Here is a 20,910-nt window from a genome sequence, read left to right on the forward strand (position 1 = left end):
TGCGTTACAGATTAACATGTTGAAAATAATTCTTTAAATAATCCTGTTTTTACTTGACAAATTGGGTTTAAAAATTATTTTTGCAAAAATTTAAAATCAAACCGTTACTATGTACTGGACATTAGAATTAGCTTCATATTTAAGTGATGCGCCTTGGCCAGCCACCAAAGACGAATTAATAGATTATGCCATCCGAACTGGAGCACCGTTGGAAGTTGTAGAAAACCTTCAGTCAATGGAAGAAGAAGGTGGCGAAATTTACGAGTCCATCGAGGAAATTTGGCCCGATTATCCCACCGAGGAAGACTACCTCTGGAACGAGGATGAGTATTAATTTAAGATAAACAAACACAGTTAAAAAGTCTCTTTTGAGGCTTTTTTTTATGTAATTTTGGCAGCTTAGCAGAAGGTTTCTGCCTACTCGGGACAATGGAACAGCTTTTGCAAAACAAAAGAAAAATTATTCATGAGCTTTATTAATTCCGTATTAAAGGTTTTCGTTGGAGATAAATCGGAAAAAGATGTAAAATCATTACAGCCTTTAGTGAAAGAAATAAAATCCTTCGAAGAACAACTGGAAGGGTTAACACACAACGAACTAAGAGAAAAAACCCTTTCCTTTAAAACTCAAATACAGCAAGATTGTAAGGAAATCGATGATAGAATCAAAGAGTTGCAAGGAGAAGTCGAGAACTCCACGGATATAGATCGAAACGAAGAAATTTATACAGAAATAGATAAACTCAAAGAAGAAGCTTATAAAATTTCTGAAGAAACACTAAATACCATTCTGCCAGAAGCCTTTGCAGTAATAAAAGAAACCGCAAAACGTTTTGCGTCAAATGAAACCATTACTGTCAAAGCCTCAGAATTTGATAGGTTGCTCTCTGGATCAAAAGATTATGTATCCTTAGACGGAGAAAACGCCATTTGGAAAAACTCATGGGACGCCGCAGGTAAAGAAGTAACTTGGGACATGGTACATTATGACGTTCAGCTCATTGGCGGAATTGCATTGCACCAAGGAAAAATTGCTGAGATGCAAACTGGAGAAGGGAAAACATTGGTAGCTACCCTCCCGCTCTATCTAAATGCACTTTCTGGCAAAGGAGCACATTTGGTTACCGTAAATGATTACCTAGCAAAAAGGGACAGTGCCTGGATGGCTCCTATTTTTGAGTTTCATGGACTTTCTGTGGACTGTATAGACAAGCACCAGCCCAATTCTGAGGGTAGAAGAGCAGCATATAACGCTGACATCACCTATGGCACCAATAACGAGTTTGGTTTTGATTATCTAAGGGACAATATGGCACATACGCCAGATGATTTGGTACAACCGCCGCATCATTACGCCATTGTGGATGAGGTGGATTCCGTTTTGATAGACGATGCCCGTACCCCACTAATTATATCAGGGCCAGTTCCCGAAGGCGATAGGCATGAATTTAATGAGCTTAAACCCAGGGTTTCAGATATTGTCCAAAAACAGCGCCAACATTTGACAGGCGTTTTGGCCGAAGCAAAAAAATTGATAAAAGAGGGAGATTCAAAAGAAGGTGGATTCTTATTGCTACGTGTTTATCGAGGACTTCCAAAAAACAAAGCGCTCATCAAGTTTTTGAGCGAAGAAGGGGTAAAACAGTTACTGCAGAAAACAGAAAACTTCTACATGCAGGACAACAATCGGGAAATGCCCAAGGTTGATGAAGACTTATTGTTCACAATCGATGAAAAAAACAATCAAATTGAGCTTACAGATAAAGGAGTAGACTATATTTCTGGAGATGGCGATAAAGATTTCTTTGTAATGCCGGACATTGGCGGTGAAATTGCGAAGATTGAAAATCAAAACCTCGAAATTGAACAAGAAGCGGAGCAAAAGGAAGAACTTTTCAAGGAGTTTGCCGTAAAAAGTGAGCGTATCCACACTATGAGCCAATTGCTAAAGGCCTATACCCTATTTGAGAAAGATGTGGAATACGTTGTCATGGACAATAAGGTCATGATCGTCGATGAACAAACTGGTCGTATTATGGATGGCCGGCGTTATTCGGACGGTTTGCACCAAGCCATTGAAGCAAAAGAAAATGTAAAGATTGAAGCATTGACCCAAACTTTCGCCACCATTACCTTACAGAACTACTTTAGAATGTATAATAAACTTGCCGGTATGACGGGTACTGCTGTTACAGAAGCTGGAGAGTTTTGGGAAATATACAAACTTGATGTTATGGAAATCCCTACAAATAGGCCTATTGCGAGGGATGACAGACAAGACCTCATCTACAAGACAAAACGAGAAAAATATAATGCTATTATAGATGAGGTAACACAACTGTCCAAGTCAGGAAGGCCCGTTTTGATTGGTACGACCTCTGTTGAGATTTCAGAATTGCTCTCAAAATTGTTGAGCGTAAGAAAGATTCCCCACAACGTATTGAATGCAAAATTGCACAAAAAAGAAGCGGACGTTGTTGCTGAAGCGGGTCAAGGCGGTGTAGTGACCATTGCCACCAATATGGCGGGTCGTGGTACCGATATTAAATTATCTTCAGAAGTAAAAGCTGCTGGTGGATTGGCAATCGTAGGTACGGAACGGCATGATTCCAGACGTGTAGATAGACAGCTTCGTGGTCGTTCTGGACGTCAAGGAGACCCTGGAAGTTCTCAATTTTATGTCTCATTGGAAGATAACCTGATGCGTTTGTTCGGTTCTGATCGAGTAGCCAAGATGATGGACCGTATGGGCTTGGAAGAAGGTGAAGTCATTCAGCATTCCATGATGACCAAATCCATTGAGCGTGCACAGAAAAAAGTTGAGGAAAACAACTTTGGTATTCGTAAACGTTTATTGGAATATGACGATGTCATGAACGCGCAGCGGGAAGTAGTTTACAAAAGACGTAAACATGCACTGCAGGGCGAGCGATTGAAAGTGGATATTGCCAATATGATCTATGATACTTGCGAGGTAATTGCGGAAACCAATAAGATGGCTGATGATTACAAGAACTTCGAGTTTGAACTTATCAAATACTTCTCCATTACATCGCCGGTAACCGAGGAAGAGTTTAAAAAACTAAGTTTTCAAGATATTGCCAACTCTGTTTATAAAGCTGCTTACAACTTCTATCAACAAAAAATGGAACGAAGCGCAACAGTGGCTTTTCAGGTCATTAAAAAAGTATACGAAGACCAATCCAATAAGTTTGAACGCATTGTAGTGCCATTTACAGATGGAATCAAAACATTGAATGTCGTTACCAATCTTGAAGGCGCCTATACTAGCGTTGGAAAACAACTGATCACTGATTTTGAGAAAAATATCTCTCTGGCCATCATCGATGATTCATGGAAAACACACCTTCGTAAAATGGATGAGCTAAAACAATCCGTACAATTGGCAGTTCATGAACAAAAAGACCCATTGTTGATTTATAAATTTGAAGCTTTTGAACTCTTTAAGGAAATGATCGATAAAGTAAACAAAGAGATTATTTCATTCTTATTTAAAGGTGAATTGCCTACAGAGAGTACAGGTCAAATACAAGAAGCAAGGAATGTTCGTAGGCCAAAGGAAAAATTAAAAACATCAAAGGAAGAAATTCCCAACAGTGATGAACTAGCTTCCCAAAACAGAGCTGCGGGCCAAACACAAGGAAATAGGCCGCAAGTAACCGAGACGATTGTTCGCGAAAAACCTAAAATTGGCAGAAATGATAGGGTCACTATTAAAAATGTAATGTCCGGTGAAAGTAAAACGGTTAAATACAAACAGGCTGAACCTCTTATAGATAAAGGTGAATGGGTCTTAACAGAAGACTAGCTATAACCTTGTAAAGATTCAAAAACGACAACCTAATTAGGTTGTCGTTTTTGTTTATATGAAAAACATGTTTAGATTTACAGCACAAAGACCCCATACATAGCATATCCCACAGTACATGAACCCAACAAATAGTGGATAGCTAAACAACCAATCGTAGCATATGAAAATTCCTGTCAAGGATAAATATCGTTTACTAGATAAGATTGATTTGGTACTTAAGGTTAATTATAGTTCGTCTTTGTTCGCTCTTGTATTTGGTGCAATATGCTTTTTCTTTTTGGGCATCACTGAAATCATACCTATTACTTGTATCTTTTTTGCTGTTCTAAATATTGTGAACACTTTATTATACAGAAAGCACAAGAACATACTATTAACCTACAATATTACATCTATGCTATCCATGATAGGTGCAATTGTGGTTACGCTGTGCAGTGGAGGAATACAGAGTCCCTTTATATTTGTTTTGGCGATAATCGTCTTTGCAGGATACGTGACCACCAAAATATATGGTCATTTTTATTTAATCATCAATTTGGTCGTTCTCGCAATCTTGTTTCTTTATGATCTAGGCGATTTTAGGATTTTAGATAATGTTATTCCTTTAGAGTCCAAGAGCTGGTTTGCTTTTATAAGTTCGGTTTTTGCAGTGTATTTATTGGGAGGGGTTTTCGGAAAAAATCTATTGAAGGCACACCATAAACTATATAAATCCCGTAAAGAGATTCTAGAGCGCATAGGTGAGAAAGAAACACTCTTGAAGGAAGTACACCACAGGGTCAAGAACAATTTACAGACTGTTTCAAGTTTGCTGAGCCTACAATCAAGAGCTATAGCAGACGATAAGATAAGCAGTATTATAAAAAGCAGTCAGAATAGGGTCGTATCCATGGCAATGGTACATGAAATGCTATATAAACGTGATGATTATCTGTCCAAAATCGAACTAAAACCTTATGTTAAGGAATTGTCCGAATATTTAGTACGTTCCGTAAAGGGTAATACCAATAACGTAAAAGTAAACCTTGATATTGATGATAATAAGTTAAGTATTGATACAGTAATTCCACTTGGCCTTATCATCAATGAAACTATAACCAATGCGCTCAAATATGGTATTTCATCAGAAAAAGGTGGAGAAATCACCATTTCGTTAAAAAATTTATCGAATAAACGATACGAACTTTATATAGGTGATGATGGTAAAGGTTACGCGCATAATTTTGATCCCAAGAATTCAAAGTCCCTTGGTTTAAAACTTATCTATAATCTAACAAGACAATTGCGTGGAACCATCGCTAGGGACATGTCAAGAAAAGGAACATATTACCGCATTGAGTTTGATGAAATAATAGAGGAATTCAACTCTGTCGATTAAAACGTTTTCATATCTTTAGAAGATTAACATAATCTTTCTATACATGGTGAAAAAACTACTCCTTGGAGTCCTTTTTTTAAGCGCATCCATTGCATCGGCCCAAGACTATTTCTTTAGTAAATTTCAACCTTTCGATTCAAATATTCCATCTCCAGAAGAATTTTTGGGGTATGGTATTGGTGAAAAACATACAAGACATGACCTTATTGTTAACTATCTGACAAAATTGTCAGAAGTATCAGATAGAGCCAGTATCCAGGAATATGGGGAAACGCACGAGGGAAGAAAATTGGTAATTCTGACAATTACCTCTCCAGAAAATATCAAAAATCTGGAAAAACTTAAGACCGATCACCTACAATTTACAGATCCTGCCAAAAATCCGTCCAATTATGATGAAGTACCCATATTTATCAATCTAGGTTACAACGTGCATGGCAACGAACCTTCAAGTTCAGAAGCCGCTTTGCTTACAGCATATACCTTGACCGCTTCCAATCACCCGGAAATACTCAACTATTTAAACAAAGGAGTGATTTTCATAGACCCAACAATAAATCCCGATGGGCGTGACAGACACACACAATGGGCAAATATGTACCAAGGGAATCCATTGGTAGCCGATCCACAAGATGCAGAACATAACGAATATTGGCCCATGGGCAGGACCAATCATTATTGGTTTGATTTAAACAGGGACTGGCTACTGGGAATTAATCCTGAAAGTAGGGGAAAATTGAACTGGTATCACCAATGGTACCCTAATGTGGTTACCGATTTCCATGAAATGGGCACGCAAAGCTCCTATTTTTTTGAACCCATGAAGGACAATGGCTCTATGAATCCGATAATGCCAAAGGAAAACTACGTGGATTTGAACAATCTTTTTGGGGATTATTTCTCCAAAGCTCTGGACAGCATTGGTTCATTTTACTTTACCAAAGAAGTATTTGATGGAACCTATCCAGGTTACGGTTCGTCTTATCCAGATTTACAGGGCGGATTGGGATTATTATTTGAACAAGCAAGTTCTAGGGGGCATAAACAAACTACGGCCTTTGGGGAAATTACTTTTCCTTTTACTATTCGAAACCAATATATATCAAGTATCACAACGATTAAGGCCGCAGTGGAAAACAAGGCACTTTTGAGAAAGTACCAACAAGATTTTTTTAGAAGTGGTGTTGAAAATGCTTCTAAAAGTAAAATTAAAGGATACAGTTTTAAAGATACGAACGACCCAAACCGGGTTAAAGCTTTCGTGGATAAACTTTTACTCCATAAAATCGACGTGTATCAATCTGGTGACGGATTTGTTGTTCCCACAAAACAACCACAATATAGAATGGTCCAAACTATGTTTGAGACCTATGATACATATAGGGACAGTGTTTATTATGACGCATCGGCATGGTCTGTTGCAAACTTTTATAATATGAAGTACAAACCTACTTCCTCTTTAGATCTAGGGGAAAAAGTTACTTCTTTGGATAATTTAGTGAAACCATCGCCGGTACAAAAAACAAAATATGCTTACATTATCGACTACAACGATTATAATGCCGTTGCAGTATTAAACTATTTACAATCAAAGGGATTGGTAGTTTCCTCATCATCAAAACCATTTACCGCTAAAACAACAGATGGAAACAAAAATCTAGGTTATGGAGCCTTGGTCGTTCCAGTAAGTCTTCAAAAAATAAGCTCAGATGAAGTCTATAATTTAGTAATGGAAGCCCAGAAGAAATACCAAGTACCCATCTACGCCGTTAATTCTGGATATAGCCTACAAGGAATAGACTTGGGAAGTCGATGGATTTCCCCTGTTACAAAGCCCAAAGCGGCAATGATAATCGGTGATGGGGTTCGTTCCTACGAAGCAGGTGAAGTATGGCATCTGTTGGATACAAGGGTACATATGCCAATAACTAAAATTCCAGTTCGAAATTTTGACAGGACAGATTTTGATAAGTACAATACTCTGGTCATGGTTTCTGGGCAGTATGGTTTTAGTAAGAAACAAAATGAAAAGATAAAAAATTGGGTGAGCAAGGGAAATACCTTAATCACGATTGGAACCGCATCAAAATGGCTTATCGATGAGAAAATAGTAGAAGAAAGCCTTAAAAGCGAAGAAAAAGACTCAACAAAGATAATTGAACGCAAACCATACGTAAATGCTCCGGAAAATTTAGGAAAAGAAAGTTTGGGCGGCGCTATTTTTAAAGTGGATTTGGATATAACACACCCGCTGGGATTTGGTTATACCGATACTTCGATTCCCATATATAAAAACAATTCTGTTTGGTTACAACCCAGCAAGAACGAATATGCCACGGTAGCAAAATATGCAAAGGACCCACATATTGATGGGTTCATAACAACAAAAAATTTAGAAGAAAACCTTAAGCCTTCAGCCTCCTTGATTGTAAGCAAATTGGGAAATGGAAGAGTTGTGCTGTTTGCGGACAATCCAAATTTTAGAGGTTCTTGGTACGGTACCAACAGATTGTTTTTGAATGCTTTGTTTTTAGGAGATAAAATTAGAATTCCAGAATAAGAATTACATTATGAAAAAAATACTATCCATTTTACTGTTTTTCCAAATTTTGATAAGTTTCGGGCAAGAAAAAATTAGCGAAGGACCCTTCGACCAGCTCATTATTAGAGGCGTAACGCTCATAAATGGAAATGGAGCACCACCTAGAGGTCCAATTGATATCGTTGTTGAGAACAACAACATTGTGGATATCCAAGTGGTCGGTTATCCAGGTGTTGAAATCGATGAGTCCAAACGGCCAAAATTAAAAACGGGCGGAAAAGAACTGGATTGTAGCGGTATGTATCTCTTACCAGGTTTTGTAGATATGCACGGTCATATCGGTGGAATTTCGCAAGGCGCAGATTACGACTATGTTTTCAAACTTTGGATGGCCCATGGTGTAACCACTGTTAGAGAACCAAGTGGAAGAGGTATAGATTGGACTTTGGATTTAAAGCGTAAAAGTGAAAAAAATGAAATTATCGCTCCAAGAATATTTGCTTATACAGGTTTTGGGCAAGGTAGCAAAAAACCGATAAGTACCCCAGAAATGGCAAGGGAATGGGTGCGTGAAAACGCCAATAAAGGTGCGGATGGCATTAAATTTTTTGGTGCTCCACCAGAAATAATGGCCGCAGCCTTGGATGAAAACAAAAAATTGGGATTACGTTCCGCTTGCCACCATGCGCAAATGGATGTTGGCCGTTGGAACGTACTCAATTCTGCAAGGGCAGGTCTTACCAGTATGGAACATTGGTATGGTTTGCCAGAAGCACTATTCGAGGATAGGACATTACAGGATTATCCTCTGGATTACAATTACCAAAATGAACAACATCGATTTGAAGAAGCTGGAAAATTATGGAAGCAAGCGGCAAAACCATATTCCGAACACTGGAACAAAGTCATGGATGAGTTGATAAGTTTGGATTTTACACTAGACCCAACGTTTAACATTTACGAAGCAAGCAGGGATTTACACCGTGCCAGAAGAGCAGAATGGCATGAAGATTATACACTACCTTCCCTTTGGGACTTTTACCAACCCAGTAAAATATCCCATGGTTCCTATTGGCATGATTGGGGAACCGAACAAGAAGTTGCTTGGCGGGAGAATTATAATCTTTGGATGAAATTTGTCAACGAATACAAGAACAGGGGCGGTAGGGTGACAACTGGTTCAGATTCAGGCTTCATTTTCCAACTCTATGGATTCGCCTATATTCGGGAAATGGAATTGCTACGTGAAGCTGGGTTTCACCCATTGGAGATTATTCGGTCGGCCACTCTAAACGGTGCCGAGGCACTTGGGGTCTCAAACGAAATTGGAACGGTAGAAGTCGGAAAACTAGCTGATTTTGTAATTCTTAACGAAAATCCGTTGAAAAATTTAAAAGTGTTGTACGGAACCGGGGCTATTAAACTTACAGAGGATAATGAGGTAGTACGTGTTGGCGGCGTAGTATATACAATTAAAGACGGCGTTGTTTACGACGCAAAGGCACTTTTGAAAGACGTAAAAACAACAGTACAGCAGCAAAAACAAAAACTAAACTATAAATTAAGGCAACCAGGGTTAAAATAGTATACATGCACACACGGTCTTGGGGCTTTCTATTTGTAAAAGTAAAATATCCCTTTTGCCGAAAACTCTAAAAATCGGTCTAGTGCATTTTTTTCCGATTAAATGTTTCTGGCTATAAAACCATTAAATGATTATTTAATTTCTGATTAACTTCTATGATTCTTTTTCCGTAATGAGAAAAGAAGTGATGCTATCACAAATGCTATACTAAAGAAAAAAGTTATTGTAATTGCAGTTCCCATATTATGAAGATTATGCCAATTTAGCCTTGTTTCTCTTAGTTTTAAAAGTAAGCGCCTTTTTAACTCTGGAATTTTTGAACATGTACAATCTAGCTACTTTAGTTTCTTTTGCAGCTTGTTCCTGAATCTCAATGTTCAGTTCCACACCAACGCTGATTGTTTCAACTTTAATTTCCCCAGAAACGTTTTGAGCCATGGCTACAGTTCCGAAGAAAATTATTGCGATGATGGTTAAAATTACTTTCATGATTTGGGTTTTTATTACGATGTAAATGTACCCTGACATGGCATCTGAACCTGATTTAACTCGCTCAACTTCACTTTTTTTTCGGTGTGGGAATCTTTTTCAGTCGAAGTGTATTTTATCGTCGACAAACGTTTTGAACAAGCAAAACAGTCCACCGATTCTATGTGTCTTTAGTCGATGCTTTTAGTATCAATTTTTAGTAGAATATTTGGATCTGGACAGTTTTTCTCGTAAAAAGGCAAATCTTTTTTAGAACAAACACCTGGATAATCACCCTCATAACCATCGATATCTGAAATAATTTGAAAATGTAGGTGCGGAGCATAATTTACATTGATATCAGTAGTACCCAATGTTCCAAGTGTTTCCCCTCTTCTTAAACCTATACCCGTTTTTAATTCTTTTATCGACCGCAGGGATAAATGCCCGTAGAGCGTATAGAACATAGTATCACCAATTTCATGTTGTAGAATAATGGTTGGACCATAGTTACCCAAGTCATAATTGTTTTTAAAACTATGTACTATGCCATCTACGGGAACAACAACCTCAGTATCTGCGGAACACCAGAAATCCATTCCCAAATGAATGTTACGTTGCCCAGTGTTGGAAAAACGTTCAGATTTTGAATAGAGCGACCTGTTTTCGAGGTAACCACCATAGGCAACTGTAGCACTATTTCTTTTAAGTACGTTATCAATGTATTTTTGGCATTCAATAGGTGATGTAATATCGAATTCTTCCAATTTCTTATTGGAAGAAGAGAGGTCAATGGGGCAGTATTCCGATAATTGGATTTCGGTATCCAGTATTTGAGTGGCACCCTCACTATAATTGTTAAGAACAGTTTTTAAATCCATTTAAATAAATTCATAAAAGGGTTAACAAATTTTAACAATAAGAAACGTAATACTTCTTACATTGAAGCTACTAAAGACCAAAACCAAAATGAAGATAATAAGAATTACATTTTTAGGAATTATTTTAATGGCATCCACAAATTGTCAGCCCAAGAATACATCCACGAAATCTGATATTGCCAAAGAGACGACTTTTCCAAAAGAGGCTTTTACTACGGAAGAATTGCAAAATTATGAAACGGCTTATTTTGCTAGTGGCTGTTTTTGGTGTGTTGAGGCAATATTTGAAAGTGTGGAAGGCGTAAAGGAAGTTTACTCTGGCTATTCGGGCGGCAAGGAGGAAAATCCAACGTATGAAGAAGTTGCTTATGGCCGTACCAGTCATGCCGAAGCTGTTGAGGTCTATTACGACCCCGCTAAAATATCTTTTACAAAGTTGGTCCAAGTTTTTTTTGGTTCTCATGACCCAACTTCCCTAAACAGACAGGGACCTGATAGAGGTGCACAATATCGTTCCATCGCATTCTACAAAAATGACGAACAAGAGAGAATCATTAAAGATTATATCGACCTTTTGGAATCTAAAGATGCATATGACCGTCCCATTGTTACACAGGTCGTAGAATTTAATACTTTTTATAAAGCTGAGGAATACCATCAAGATTATGAAAGAAAGAATCCAAACAATTCATATATAAGAAATGTTTCAATCCCCAGATTGAATAGATTCAAGAAAAATTTTGAATCATATTTAAAAAAAGAGATACAACATTGATAAAATATAGGAATTTTTGAAAATAACTATCTTAGAGCCATGCAAAAGTGTTTTAGCGTGGCTTTTTTCTTTTTGGTAATTGGATGTATATCCTCCAAAAAAGAAAATCACCAACAAATCATTGTAAATAAGGCCCAAAAGAAACCAATAATAGATGGGCATGCTTTAGATGCCTGCTGGGGAAATGCCAAATGGTTGGCACTTGACCAACTTTGGTTAGGGGATTCCTACTCCAACGAAGATTTTAACGGTAGATATAAATTGAGTTGGGACGAGGACGCGCTGTATATTCTTGTCGAGATTACAGATGATGTTCTTTTTGACCAATATGAAGATCCCTTAAAGTTATGGTGGGACGATGATTGTGTGGAAATATTTGTTGATGAGGATAATTCTGGTGGTGAGCACCAGTTTTCGCACAATGCATTTGCTTACCACGTGGCATTGGATGGAAATGTAGTGGATTTAGCCCCAGACGAACAACCAAGACTTTACAACGACCACATTACGTCAAAACATATCACTAACGATAATCTTACTGTATGGGAAATCGCCGTAAAACTTTTTTCGGATGACTTTAAGGACGGAGAGGAAAATAATCCAGAGCGTTTATCTAAAAACAAGAAAGTTGGCTTTGCTTTAGCCTATTGTGATAATGATGAAAGTTTGGAACGGGAAAATTTTATTGGGTCGGTCTTTGTTCCAGGAGAGGATAAAAATCAGGGTTGGATAGATGCGGATATATTCGGGACGCTGATACTTAAGTGATTGTTATTGTTTTAAAACAACCTCACTATATTTTGAATTGATGGTAATGGATTTATTATTTTTAGCGTTAATATGATAACCTTTATGAACATTGGTACCGGAATTTTTGGAAGATTCCATTGAAATTACTTTTGGGTATCTGAATTCTGAAATCTTTTCATTTACATAAACAACAAATGGTGAAGATGGTATTTTAAAATCGACCTCACCATTTTCAACAGTAATATCAATGGTTGAAAAGTCATCAGCTACTGAGTTTATGTGAATGGCCCCTAAATTATTCCTCACAGAAGCCCTCCCGTTTAATCTGTTTATAACAACGTTTGAAGAAACAGAATTCAAATTCAAATCCCCTACTTCATTTAAATCCACCTTTTCAGAATAATCGGTTCTTAATTGTCCATAGTTCCAATTTTGAACGATAACAGGTGAATAAGAAGCTCTAATATCAGTTTTACTGCCTCCAATTGTTGAGGCAAGCAAGCTTGCGTAGGACAAGCTTGCATCAATATTATTTGTATTCTCGGCCAATTTTACCTCCCCGTGCCTAACATTCATTTTCAATTTAACGGATTTGGGCATCTTAACCTTTATATGTTTTTTTACTTTATATCGCTTGCTTTCACCATCAGAGAAAAAATAGAATGCATCGGCATCACAGTCCCCATTGATATGGTAAACTTTTTTTGACTTGAGTTTATGGATTGCCGCTCTGTGTTTTTCTCTCGTGGCATGGGCTTTTTCTCTAAGTTCATCACGTTTTTCAAGAAGTTCGTCACGCTCTTCTCTACGATCTTCCATTCTTTGTGCTTTTTCTTCGGCCATTTCTTTTACGCGCTCGCCCCATTCTTCAAAACGATCTTGGTATTCTTCATCAAAATTTTCATCAAAATCCTTTTTCCACTTTTTCAGATATTTATCGCCATCTTCCTTGTAAGCATCATAGTCAAATTGAATGCTTGGAATAGGTGGCATGGGCGGCAATTCTGGAATCACGATAACTTGAGGTAACTCGGGGATCGCGATATCATCAAAAAGTGGTCCTATAAAGGACATGTCCGGTATGTCGATATCTATGTTTCCCAGATTAAAGTTGCCCCCAAGACCATGCTGTCTTGTGCTCACTTCAATTTCCCTGCTGTTACCCACTATTCTAACTATTTCCTTTTCAAAGTAGGAATCGGCTTCTTCTTGGGTGGCGTCCTCTATTTCAATTACAGCGGTGATTTCTACTTGGTTTTTGCTCCAAGTTTCAAATTCAATATCAGCATAGCTGGTATCTACGTTCAGTACCGCGTCCTTATCTACGTTGAAGGTTTCCTTGTACGTTTTGGATTTTTCTTGACCATAACAGGTGGTTCCCGCTAAGATTATCAGAAAAAAATTAAATAATGTTTGATGATTCTTGTTCATTTTTTGATGATTTTAATTGATTCAACTTTGTTTTGAGCTTTTGTAATAATTGTAACCTTAACTGAAGGTTTCTGACCAATGCCGCGATAGTTTGGTCATTTGGGCCTATCTCGTTCAATTCCACATTAAGTTTTTGGTATTCTTTGTCCAATTCTGCAAGTCGTTCCATATATCCGTCAATAACGTCCTTGTTATCACCGGTAAATTCAAGATCGGATAATTGCAGGTTGATATTGGTAACATAATAATTTTCAATTTTCTTTAAGTCCGGAGAAAGATCTCCCAATGAAATAGGATTCGCTTCTTTAATCAACTCTTCATTCTTAACGACTGTTTGATTTGATTTTGTGTCAACAGTATCTTGAACGGAAAAAAAGTATATCCCAAGACCAAGAATGATCATTGCAGATGCAGCTATCCCAACCCAAAAGAATGAACTGGACTTCTTTTTTATCGACTGGCTGGGCATTTCTTCATCCAACTTTGATAAAAAACGAGCTTCATGCCCCTTTTTCATGATAAAATTCTTTTGCGCTCTTTCCTTTGCAAATAATTCCCTAATATCTTGTGCCATAAGAAATATCTTTTAGTTTTTCCTTTAATTGTAGCTTGCCCCGCAATAATCTGGTTCTAGAAGCGGTATCGCTGATTTTTAAGATCTGGGATATTTCATTATGATCATACCCTTCAACAAGAAACAGCTGTACCACATATTTATATTTTTCAGGCAATTGCTCCATAGCTTCTTTAATTTTTGTAAGCGGTATTCCATCGCTCACCGTCCAGTCATCATCCTCCACTACTTGCATGTAGCTTTCATTTAATTCCACTGTCTTTTGGTGCTTAGATTTTAAAAAATCGATACTCCCGTTCACCACTATTCTTTTTAACCATGCGCCAAATGTTACTTCTCCCTTGAATTGGTCTATTCTTTGAAATGCCTTGATAAATGATTCTTGCAACACATCTTCGGCATCATCCGGATTCTTCAAAAAGCGCATTGCCACTCCATACATTCCGTCACAATATTGCCTATATAGCTTTAACTGTGCCATTCGGTCATTAGCCTTGCATTGTTCTACCAGTTCAATTTGAAACATGGTTGGTTTTGGTATTTGGTGTTTTAGTTGTTTGTGATAAAGACGATAAAAAAAACGGAGCGTTGCAAAAAATACGATTTAATAGGTTTCCATAAAAAAATCCCGTTGCAGATTCAACGGGATTTTTCATTTTTGACGCTATTTATTCTATGCATCCATTAACAAGTTTAAATGGACGGTAATATTATCCCTTGTTGCTTTGCTGTACGGACATATCTCATGTGCGGCATTGATCAATTTTTCACCCGTTTCTTTATTTACAGTCGGCAAATACGAATCTAAGGTGGCCTCAAGAAAAAAACCGTCATCTTCTTTATTAAATGCTACTGTTGCAGTTACAGTAAAGTCACCTAGGTCGTCTATGTCATGCTCTTTGGCAACAGCCTGTATAGCACCTGCAAAACAAGTGGAATATGCTGCTGCAAAAAGTTCTTCGGGATTGGTAGAACCCGAATCTGGTTTTCCTTTGGAATTTGGCATACTTATGCTATAATCCAGAACTCCGTCTTCGCTCTTCACATGTCCTGCCCTACCTCCTGTATTCGTGGCTTTACTTTCAAAAATGGTTTTCATACGTAAGTTTATTTAATTTTACCATGCAGTATCTTACTTGATGGCTTATTTTGTGTTTAACTGCAAAAGTTACCAATTGTCAATGAATTCCTATCGATCCTTAGTACTAATTTTTTGTGAAATACCATTCATTGATAGCTAACGCCCTAAAATAGGACCAACAAATCAATTGAAACAATATTGCCAAACTAAAACCTATGAAAACTTTATACCTTCGTATATAATAGAATGCATTTACCCTTGGCCAAAAACAAAGTTATACCAGTTACCACTATTTCAAAAATCAAGGAACTCCGCAAAAAGCACATTTCTGAGGATTTACTGATCAAAGGTATTTTTAATGGCGATAAAGCCATTTTGGCAAAAGCAATAACACTTCTTGAAAGTTCCAAACCAGAACATTACGAGAAATCCAATACAATTATAGAGCAAGCTCTTTCCAAACCCAACAAAAGTATACGCATAGGTATTACAGGGGTTCCCGGCGTAGGGAAAAGCTCTTTTATCGAAGTTCTAGGAAAAACGCTTACCAAAATGGGGAAAAAAGTGGCCGTTCTAGCGGTAGACCCAACAAGTACTTTGAGCAAGGGCAGTATTCTTGGGGACAAGACCAGAATGGAATCGTTGGCCAAAGACCCCAATGCTTTTATAAGACCCTCCCCTTCCGGACAATCATTGGGAGGGGTTGCAAGAAAGACACGGGAAAGCATCATTCTTTGTGAAGCAGCTGGTTTTGATGTGATATTGGTCGAAACCGTTGGTGTTGGACAAAGTGAAACCGTAGTACACAGTATGGTGGATTTTTTCTTATTGTTAAAATTATCAGGTGCGGGGGACGAGCTACAGGGCATTAAACGGGGTATTATGGAGATGGCGGATGCAATCGCCATCAATAAGGCGGATGGTGACAATTTGAAAAAGGCAAAATTGGCAGAAACCGAATTTACAAGAGCACTCCATCTCTACCCACCTAAAGAAAATGGGTGGATTCCCAAGGTGTTGAGTTGTTCAGCTATTGAAAACAAAGGAATCATTGAAATTTGGGAGATGATTATCGATTTTATACTACAGAACCAAGAAAACGGCCATTTCAAAAAAAAGCGAAAAATCCAGAACAAAAATTGGTTCCTTCAAACTATAGACGAACAGTTAAAAATGTTTTTTCATCAAAAAGAGTCCTTTAAAAAAGCTAAGGAAAAGATGATAAAAGCAGTGGAAGAAAACAAAGTATCCCCATTTTACGCCGCGAAATCCCTAATGGACGACATCATTAAAGAACTTAAATAAAAAAGGTAAATTTGCCCAGATTATAAGCCAATACATGAGCACTGTCACCGACGCACTACTTTCCATAGTTGTCCCATTATATAATGAAGAAGACAATGTGGTTTTATTGACTGAAAAAATCCATAAAAGCCTATCCGGTTACAATTACCAAATAATCTATATTGATGATTTTTCTACCGATAATACGAGAAGTATTGCCAAGGGAATGGATGATGAAAAGGTACACCTCATAGAACTCAAAAAGAACTACGGACAGAGTTTGGCGCTTGCAGCGGGCATCGATTACGCCGAGGGTGAATATATTATCACCATGGACGGTGATTTGCAAAACGACCCCTCTGATATACCACAAATGCTGGAATATGCCATTGGTGACGAATATGATTTAATAACGGGCATACGGCAAAAAAGAAAAGATTCGCTTGTTAAAAAAATACCTTCAAAAATTGCAAATTTCTTGGTTCGAAGGGTCACTAAACTTGATATTAAAGACAATGGCTGTGCCCTAAAAGTTTTTACCAAGGATATTGCCAAGGGGTTGAACCTTTACGGTGAGATGCATCGTTTTATCACTTTACTGGCATATTTGGAAGGTGCACAAATAAAACAAGTCCCCGTAAAACACCATGCACGCCATGCTGGCGTATCCAAATACGGACTGGAACGGGTTTTTAAAGTAGTTGCAGATATGATGCTGTTGCTTTTTATCCGAAAGTATTTTCAAAGACCCATACATCTTTTTGGAATTTTTGGTGTCTTACTTATCATTCTAGGATTTTTAATAAACATTTATCTGCTCATTGTTAAACTTGGATTTGGCGAGGATATAGGTAGTAGACCTTTGCTCATATTTGGAATGATGTTCATCTTGGGGGGTATTCAGCTTTTCACCATTGGTATTGTGATGGAACTTCTTATCCGTACCTATTACGAATCACAACAAAAAAGACCATATCGTGTCAAAAAAATTACAATAGGTGAAGGAAAAGCTGCGTAAAAGGCTCATTACCGTATTGAAAATCAGTATTAGTGCGGTCTTGATTTACTTTATTTTCACTAAAATTGATTTTGAAGCTGTCGTCCAAACCCTAAAAAAGAGCAATCCTTTCTATTTGTTCATAGGGATGTCACTTTTTGTCATTTCCAAAATCTTATCATCGTTTAGACTCAATCTTTATTTTCATCAGATTGGAGTAAATATTTCCCAACTCAGCAATTTAAAATTATACCTGCTTGGCATGTTCTACAACCTCTTTCTTCCTGGCGGTATAGGTGGGGATGCCTACAAGGGGTATGTAATTCAGAAAAAATATAGATCGGGAACAAAAAAAGTCGTTTCGGTATTATTGTTGGACCGTTTAAGCGGTATGCTATTGATTTTTATTTATGCATGTGCTTTTGGGCTTTTTGTGAACACTGTTTTATTTCAGGATTTTTCATGGATATTTTTGTTTGGTATTCCGATAAGTGTAATAGTCTTTTGTCTTTTGCACAAAAAGTTTTTTTCATATACCATGCCCATTTTCTGGAAATCCATAGGATATTCAACGTTTGTTCAATTGTCCCAAGTTTTTTGTGTTCTTTGTATTTTAAAATCTTTTGGTATAGGGTTATATACTTTTGAGTATCTATTTATCTTTTTGGTTTCTTCAATAATATCCGTAATTCCTTTAACAATTGGTGGAATAGGAAGTAGGGAGGTAACTTTTCTATATGGTGCAAAATGGTTGGGATTGGACCCGAACATTTCTATCAGTATCAGTTTTACATTTTTTCTGATTACCGCTGTAGTTTCATTATTTGGGATACTCTACCATTTTAAAAAACCGAAACTGGAAACCTTTTCTTAATCGATATGCACCAAATGCATTTGGTTCAGTATTTTATGACGTGTATGAGGGTTCAGAAACTTTACCTGTAACCTAGTAATCCGAAACTGGTCCACGGTTATTTGTTCGCTCCAACGGATTCCAGAATTACGAAGTTGCTCCAATTCTTTACCCGTCACATAGACCCAAGCATCATCGATACTTTCCAATTCTGATTGCGAAATAATTGTAACAGGCTTTTTATTATAGAAATCCAATGCCCAAGTATGGCGTTCTGAGATTTTGTAAACATTGTTTACGGTAATCCCATGCTCATAAACTTTTTTGGCCATGGTAGAACCTGCTTGATATTTTAACAGTTCTGGATAAAAATGTGCGTTCATAACTCCGTTCAACAATAAAGAACTATATACCGACAATGTGATAATCCGCATATAATATTCTTCCCGCTTTAAACAGAAATATACTATAGTGGCAAGCAGTGCCAATAGAATTAAATAACTGTGAAGATTTTGAAATTTAAAAACATGGAAACACACCAAAAGCGAAAAAATGAAGACTAGACTAAGAATAAAATATTGAATACCCAAAAGCCCTTTTATAACCAAATCTTTTGAGTGCCTATATAAACTATGTAAGTAGGATGCAGCCAGTATTGCGTACAGCGGAATCAAAATATTTATATAATGGGGAAGTTTAAACTGGGCAAAACTTATTACAAAAAATAATATTGTGATGCCACCCAAGGTTAAAAATTCAAATTGTGGTCTGTACTTGAACCGTAGTTTCCAAAACGTTTTTACACGACGCCAATATGCAATCAAAGCCAATACGGTCCAAGGCAAGAAAACCCATAAAAATGTATGAAAAAAGAAAAAGAAATCATTACTGTTCTTGCCTACACCTTCTCCACTCAATCTCTCAAAGCTCTGCTCCCAAAAAATAAAAAAAATACCGCTTCTAGCACTCTTTCCGCGTATCACTTTTTCAGGATGAAGATCAAACTGCAAATAATAAGCGTAAAGCATCGGAGAAATAGTAATCCCAAATACCAACAATGCAATGAAAATCTTCCAATTGAACAATCGGTTCCATTTTCTGGTATAGGCAAGATGGCACAAGATTGAAATACCGATGACCACCAATGCGATTTGGCCTTTAGTAGAAAAAGCTATCCCAGCAGCAAAGGCTCCCAATATAATATTCCAAAATGTATTTTTTTCAATGTAAGCTACCAATTGCCAGATGGCGAATATGGTAAACCCTGTCAGAACAGCATCTGTACGAACATCAATTGTGGAAAGGACAATAGTTTGGGCAGTCATAAAAATTAATGCGGAAAACTTACCAATATCAATATTATAGAGCAATTTTCCCAAACCGTAACAACTATAGGCTCCAAGCAAGGTCGCTAAGATTCCCGGTATTCTATACGCCCAATCATGAATTCCAAAAATTTTAAAAGACAAGGCGGCCAACCAATAATGCATGTGGGGTTTGTCCAGATATTCTTCAGTGCCTTTGATGAGCGTGAAAAAATCATTTTCCTGCACCATTCTCATCGCCATTACGGCAAACTGCGCGGAATCATTTTCAAAAAGGGTCACGAACATTCCGGTGATATACACCAGAATAACAAGAAAAAGTAAAAACCAATATCTTAGAGATGATATCAAGGTCCGAATTTTTGGAATGCAAATATAGCCAACTTGGCAAACAACCAACCAAAAACAGCACCTATTACCATTCCAGTAGCCACATCTAGAGGGAAATGGACTCCAATATAAATTCTGCTATAACCGACTAAAACTGCCCAGATAATCAAAAATATGGATATGTATTTTATCCGAGAACCCAATATAACCGAAAAAAAGGATGCTAAGGCCATTGCATTGGAAGCATGTGCTGAAAAATATCCGAATTTTCCACCGCAGGATTTTTTGACCAGTCTCACCATTGTATTTATTTCTTCGTCATAACATGGCCTTAGTCGTTGTACACCATATTTAAAGAAATTGGCCAATTGGTCCGTTGCGGTAATCAGTAACGCCACAAAAATCAAAATGACAAGTGTGTGTTTTGCTCCTAAATGTTTGTAGACCAAAAAAAGTAGCAAAGCATAAAGGGGAATTGCACTGAACTTGTTTGTAATAATTAGCCAAAGACCGTCCCAAACTTGGGTTCCCAATCCATTTAAGAACAAGAAAAGTTCTTTATCCTGCTGTATAAGCTCTTCAAGCATTGTTACGAATCATATCTGGCAACTTCCCTATCATAAAAAGAAGTAGCGGCCTCTATCAGATTTTCTGCTTCTTCGGAAAGTTCTTTTTCATCTTCTTTGGAAAACTCCTCCAACCATTCCACTTCATCATTTTCAAGATTGATGATAAATCGTGGATATTCCGTATGTACTATAAAGATTGAATTGGGATGATCGGTATTATCGCCCAAGAGAAATTTAGGTAACTCCATTTTTTGA

General features: G+C 37.4%; 19 protein-coding genes. 10 read left to right on the top strand and 9 right to left on the bottom strand.

The window, feature by feature from the left end:
- Positions 1-109: 109 nt before the first annotated feature.
- The 5 genes from HME9304_RS01785 to HME9304_RS01805 all read left to right on the top strand — a co-directional run bounded on the left by HME9304_RS01785 (position 110) and on the right by HME9304_RS01805 (position 9,337).
- On the top strand, positions 110-334 hold the full coding sequence (locus HME9304_RS01785; RefSeq protein ID WP_013551418.1) for a DUF2795 domain-containing protein: 225 nt from the start codon (positions 110-112) through the stop codon (positions 332-334).
- A gap of 132 nt (positions 335-466) precedes the next feature.
- Positions 467-3,829 carry a preprotein translocase subunit SecA gene (secA, locus tag HME9304_RS01790; protein ID WP_112376961.1) on the top strand — a complete coding sequence of 1,121 codons (3,363 nt, stop codon included), beginning with the start codon at positions 467-469 and terminating at the stop codon, positions 3,827-3,829.
- A gap of 163 nt (positions 3,830-3,992) precedes the next feature.
- Positions 3,993-5,210, top strand: coding sequence for a sensor histidine kinase (locus HME9304_RS01795; RefSeq protein ID WP_112376962.1), 1,218 nt, complete (start codon positions 3,993-3,995; stop codon positions 5,208-5,210).
- 43 nt (positions 5,211-5,253) lie between these two features.
- On the top strand, positions 5,254-7,770 hold the full coding sequence (locus HME9304_RS01800) for a M14 metallopeptidase family protein (protein WP_112376963.1): 2,517 nt from the start codon (positions 5,254-5,256) through the stop codon (positions 7,768-7,770).
- A gap of 10 nt (positions 7,771-7,780) precedes the next feature.
- Positions 7,781-9,337 (top strand): amidohydrolase family protein, encoded by a 1,557-nt coding sequence (locus HME9304_RS01805; RefSeq protein ID WP_112376964.1) that lies wholly within the window; start codon positions 7,781-7,783, stop codon positions 9,335-9,337.
- Between the two features lie 252 nt (positions 9,338-9,589).
- On the opposite strand, the gene HME9304_RS01810 is transcribed toward HME9304_RS01805, so the two are convergent.
- A complete protein-coding gene (locus tag HME9304_RS01810; protein WP_112376965.1) occupies positions 9,590-9,826 on the bottom strand; it encodes a hypothetical protein in 237 nt (78 codons plus the stop codon).
- A gap of 170 nt (positions 9,827-9,996) precedes the next feature.
- Positions 9,997-10,686 carry a peptidoglycan DD-metalloendopeptidase family protein gene (locus HME9304_RS01815; protein ID WP_112376966.1) on the bottom strand — a complete coding sequence of 230 codons (690 nt, stop codon included), beginning with the start codon at positions 10,684-10,686 and terminating at the stop codon, positions 9,997-9,999.
- 88 nt (positions 10,687-10,774) lie between these two features.
- Between HME9304_RS01815 and msrA the strand changes: the two genes are divergently transcribed.
- On the top strand, positions 10,775-11,461 hold the full coding sequence (msrA, locus tag HME9304_RS01820) for a peptide-methionine (S)-S-oxide reductase MsrA (protein WP_112379694.1): 687 nt from the start codon (positions 10,775-10,777) through the stop codon (positions 11,459-11,461).
- Positions 11,462-11,500: 39 nt separating this feature from the next.
- Positions 11,501-12,229, top strand: coding sequence for a CBM9 family sugar-binding protein (locus tag HME9304_RS01825; RefSeq protein WP_112376967.1), 729 nt, complete (start codon positions 11,501-11,503; stop codon positions 12,227-12,229).
- Positions 12,230-12,232: 3 nt separating this feature from the next.
- Here HME9304_RS01825 and HME9304_RS01830 read toward each other — a convergent pair whose 3' ends face one another.
- The 4 genes from HME9304_RS01830 to HME9304_RS01845 all read right to left on the bottom strand — a co-directional run bounded on the left by HME9304_RS01830 (position 12,233) and on the right by HME9304_RS01845 (position 15,315).
- The gene (locus HME9304_RS01830) at positions 12,233-13,642 is read right to left on the bottom strand and encodes a CCDC34 family protein (protein ID WP_112376968.1); all 1,410 of its coding nucleotides are present in this window, start codon (positions 13,640-13,642) and stop codon (positions 12,233-12,235) included.
- A complete protein-coding gene (locus HME9304_RS01835; protein ID WP_112376969.1) occupies positions 13,614-14,216 on the bottom strand; it encodes a hypothetical protein in 603 nt (200 codons plus the stop codon). Before HME9304_RS01835 ends, HME9304_RS01830 begins: the two co-directional genes overlap by 29 nt.
- Entirely contained in the window at positions 14,200-14,742 is a 543-nt protein-coding gene (locus HME9304_RS01840; protein ID WP_112376970.1) for an RNA polymerase sigma factor, read from the bottom strand. The genes HME9304_RS01835 and HME9304_RS01840 overlap by 17 nt, the downstream gene beginning before the upstream one ends.
- A 147-nt stretch (positions 14,743-14,889) precedes the next feature.
- The gene (locus tag HME9304_RS01845) at positions 14,890-15,315 is read right to left on the bottom strand and encodes an organic hydroperoxide resistance protein (RefSeq protein WP_112376971.1); all 426 of its coding nucleotides are present in this window, start codon (positions 15,313-15,315) and stop codon (positions 14,890-14,892) included.
- Positions 15,316-15,555: 240 nt separating this feature from the next.
- Here HME9304_RS01845 and meaB point away from each other — a divergent pair, with 240 nt between their 5' ends.
- The 3 genes from meaB to HME9304_RS01860 are packed head-to-tail and all read left to right on the top strand — an operon-like array spanning position 15,556 to position 18,452.
- Positions 15,556-16,602 carry a methylmalonyl Co-A mutase-associated GTPase MeaB gene (meaB, locus tag HME9304_RS01850; protein WP_239023372.1) on the top strand — a complete coding sequence of 349 codons (1,047 nt, stop codon included), beginning with the start codon at positions 15,556-15,558 and terminating at the stop codon, positions 16,600-16,602.
- A 34-nt stretch (positions 16,603-16,636) separates the two neighbouring features.
- Positions 16,637-17,599 (top strand): glycosyltransferase family 2 protein, encoded by a 963-nt coding sequence (locus HME9304_RS01855; RefSeq protein WP_112376973.1) that lies wholly within the window; start codon positions 16,637-16,639, stop codon positions 17,597-17,599.
- Positions 17,580-18,452: a lysylphosphatidylglycerol synthase transmembrane domain-containing protein gene (locus HME9304_RS01860; protein ID WP_112376974.1), complete on the top strand. Its 873-nt coding sequence runs from the start codon at positions 17,580-17,582 to the stop codon at positions 18,450-18,452. The genes HME9304_RS01855 and HME9304_RS01860 overlap by 20 nt, the downstream gene beginning before the upstream one ends.
- On the opposite strand, the gene HME9304_RS01865 is transcribed toward HME9304_RS01860, so the two are convergent.
- From HME9304_RS01865 to HME9304_RS01875, 3 genes are read right to left on the bottom strand one after another with little or no spacing between them, the layout of a single operon-like run.
- A complete protein-coding gene (locus HME9304_RS01865; protein ID WP_112376975.1) occupies positions 18,449-20,107 on the bottom strand; it encodes an ArnT family glycosyltransferase in 1,659 nt (552 codons plus the stop codon). The two genes, HME9304_RS01860 and HME9304_RS01865, sit on opposite strands and share 4 nt — an antisense overlap.
- Entirely contained in the window at positions 20,104-20,673 is a 570-nt protein-coding gene (locus HME9304_RS01870) for a phosphatase PAP2 family protein (protein WP_112376976.1), read from the bottom strand. The genes HME9304_RS01865 and HME9304_RS01870 overlap by 4 nt, the downstream gene beginning before the upstream one ends.
- 2 nt (positions 20,674-20,675) lie before the next feature.
- On the bottom strand, positions 20,676-20,903 hold the full coding sequence (locus HME9304_RS01875; protein WP_112376977.1) for a hypothetical protein: 228 nt from the start codon (positions 20,901-20,903) through the stop codon (positions 20,676-20,678).
- Between the last annotated feature and the right edge of the window lie 7 nt (positions 20,904-20,910).

This window comes from Flagellimonas maritima, from assembly GCF_003269425.1.
In the GTDB taxonomy this organism is placed as follows: domain Bacteria; phylum Bacteroidota; class Bacteroidia; order Flavobacteriales; family Flavobacteriaceae; genus Flagellimonas; species Flagellimonas maritima.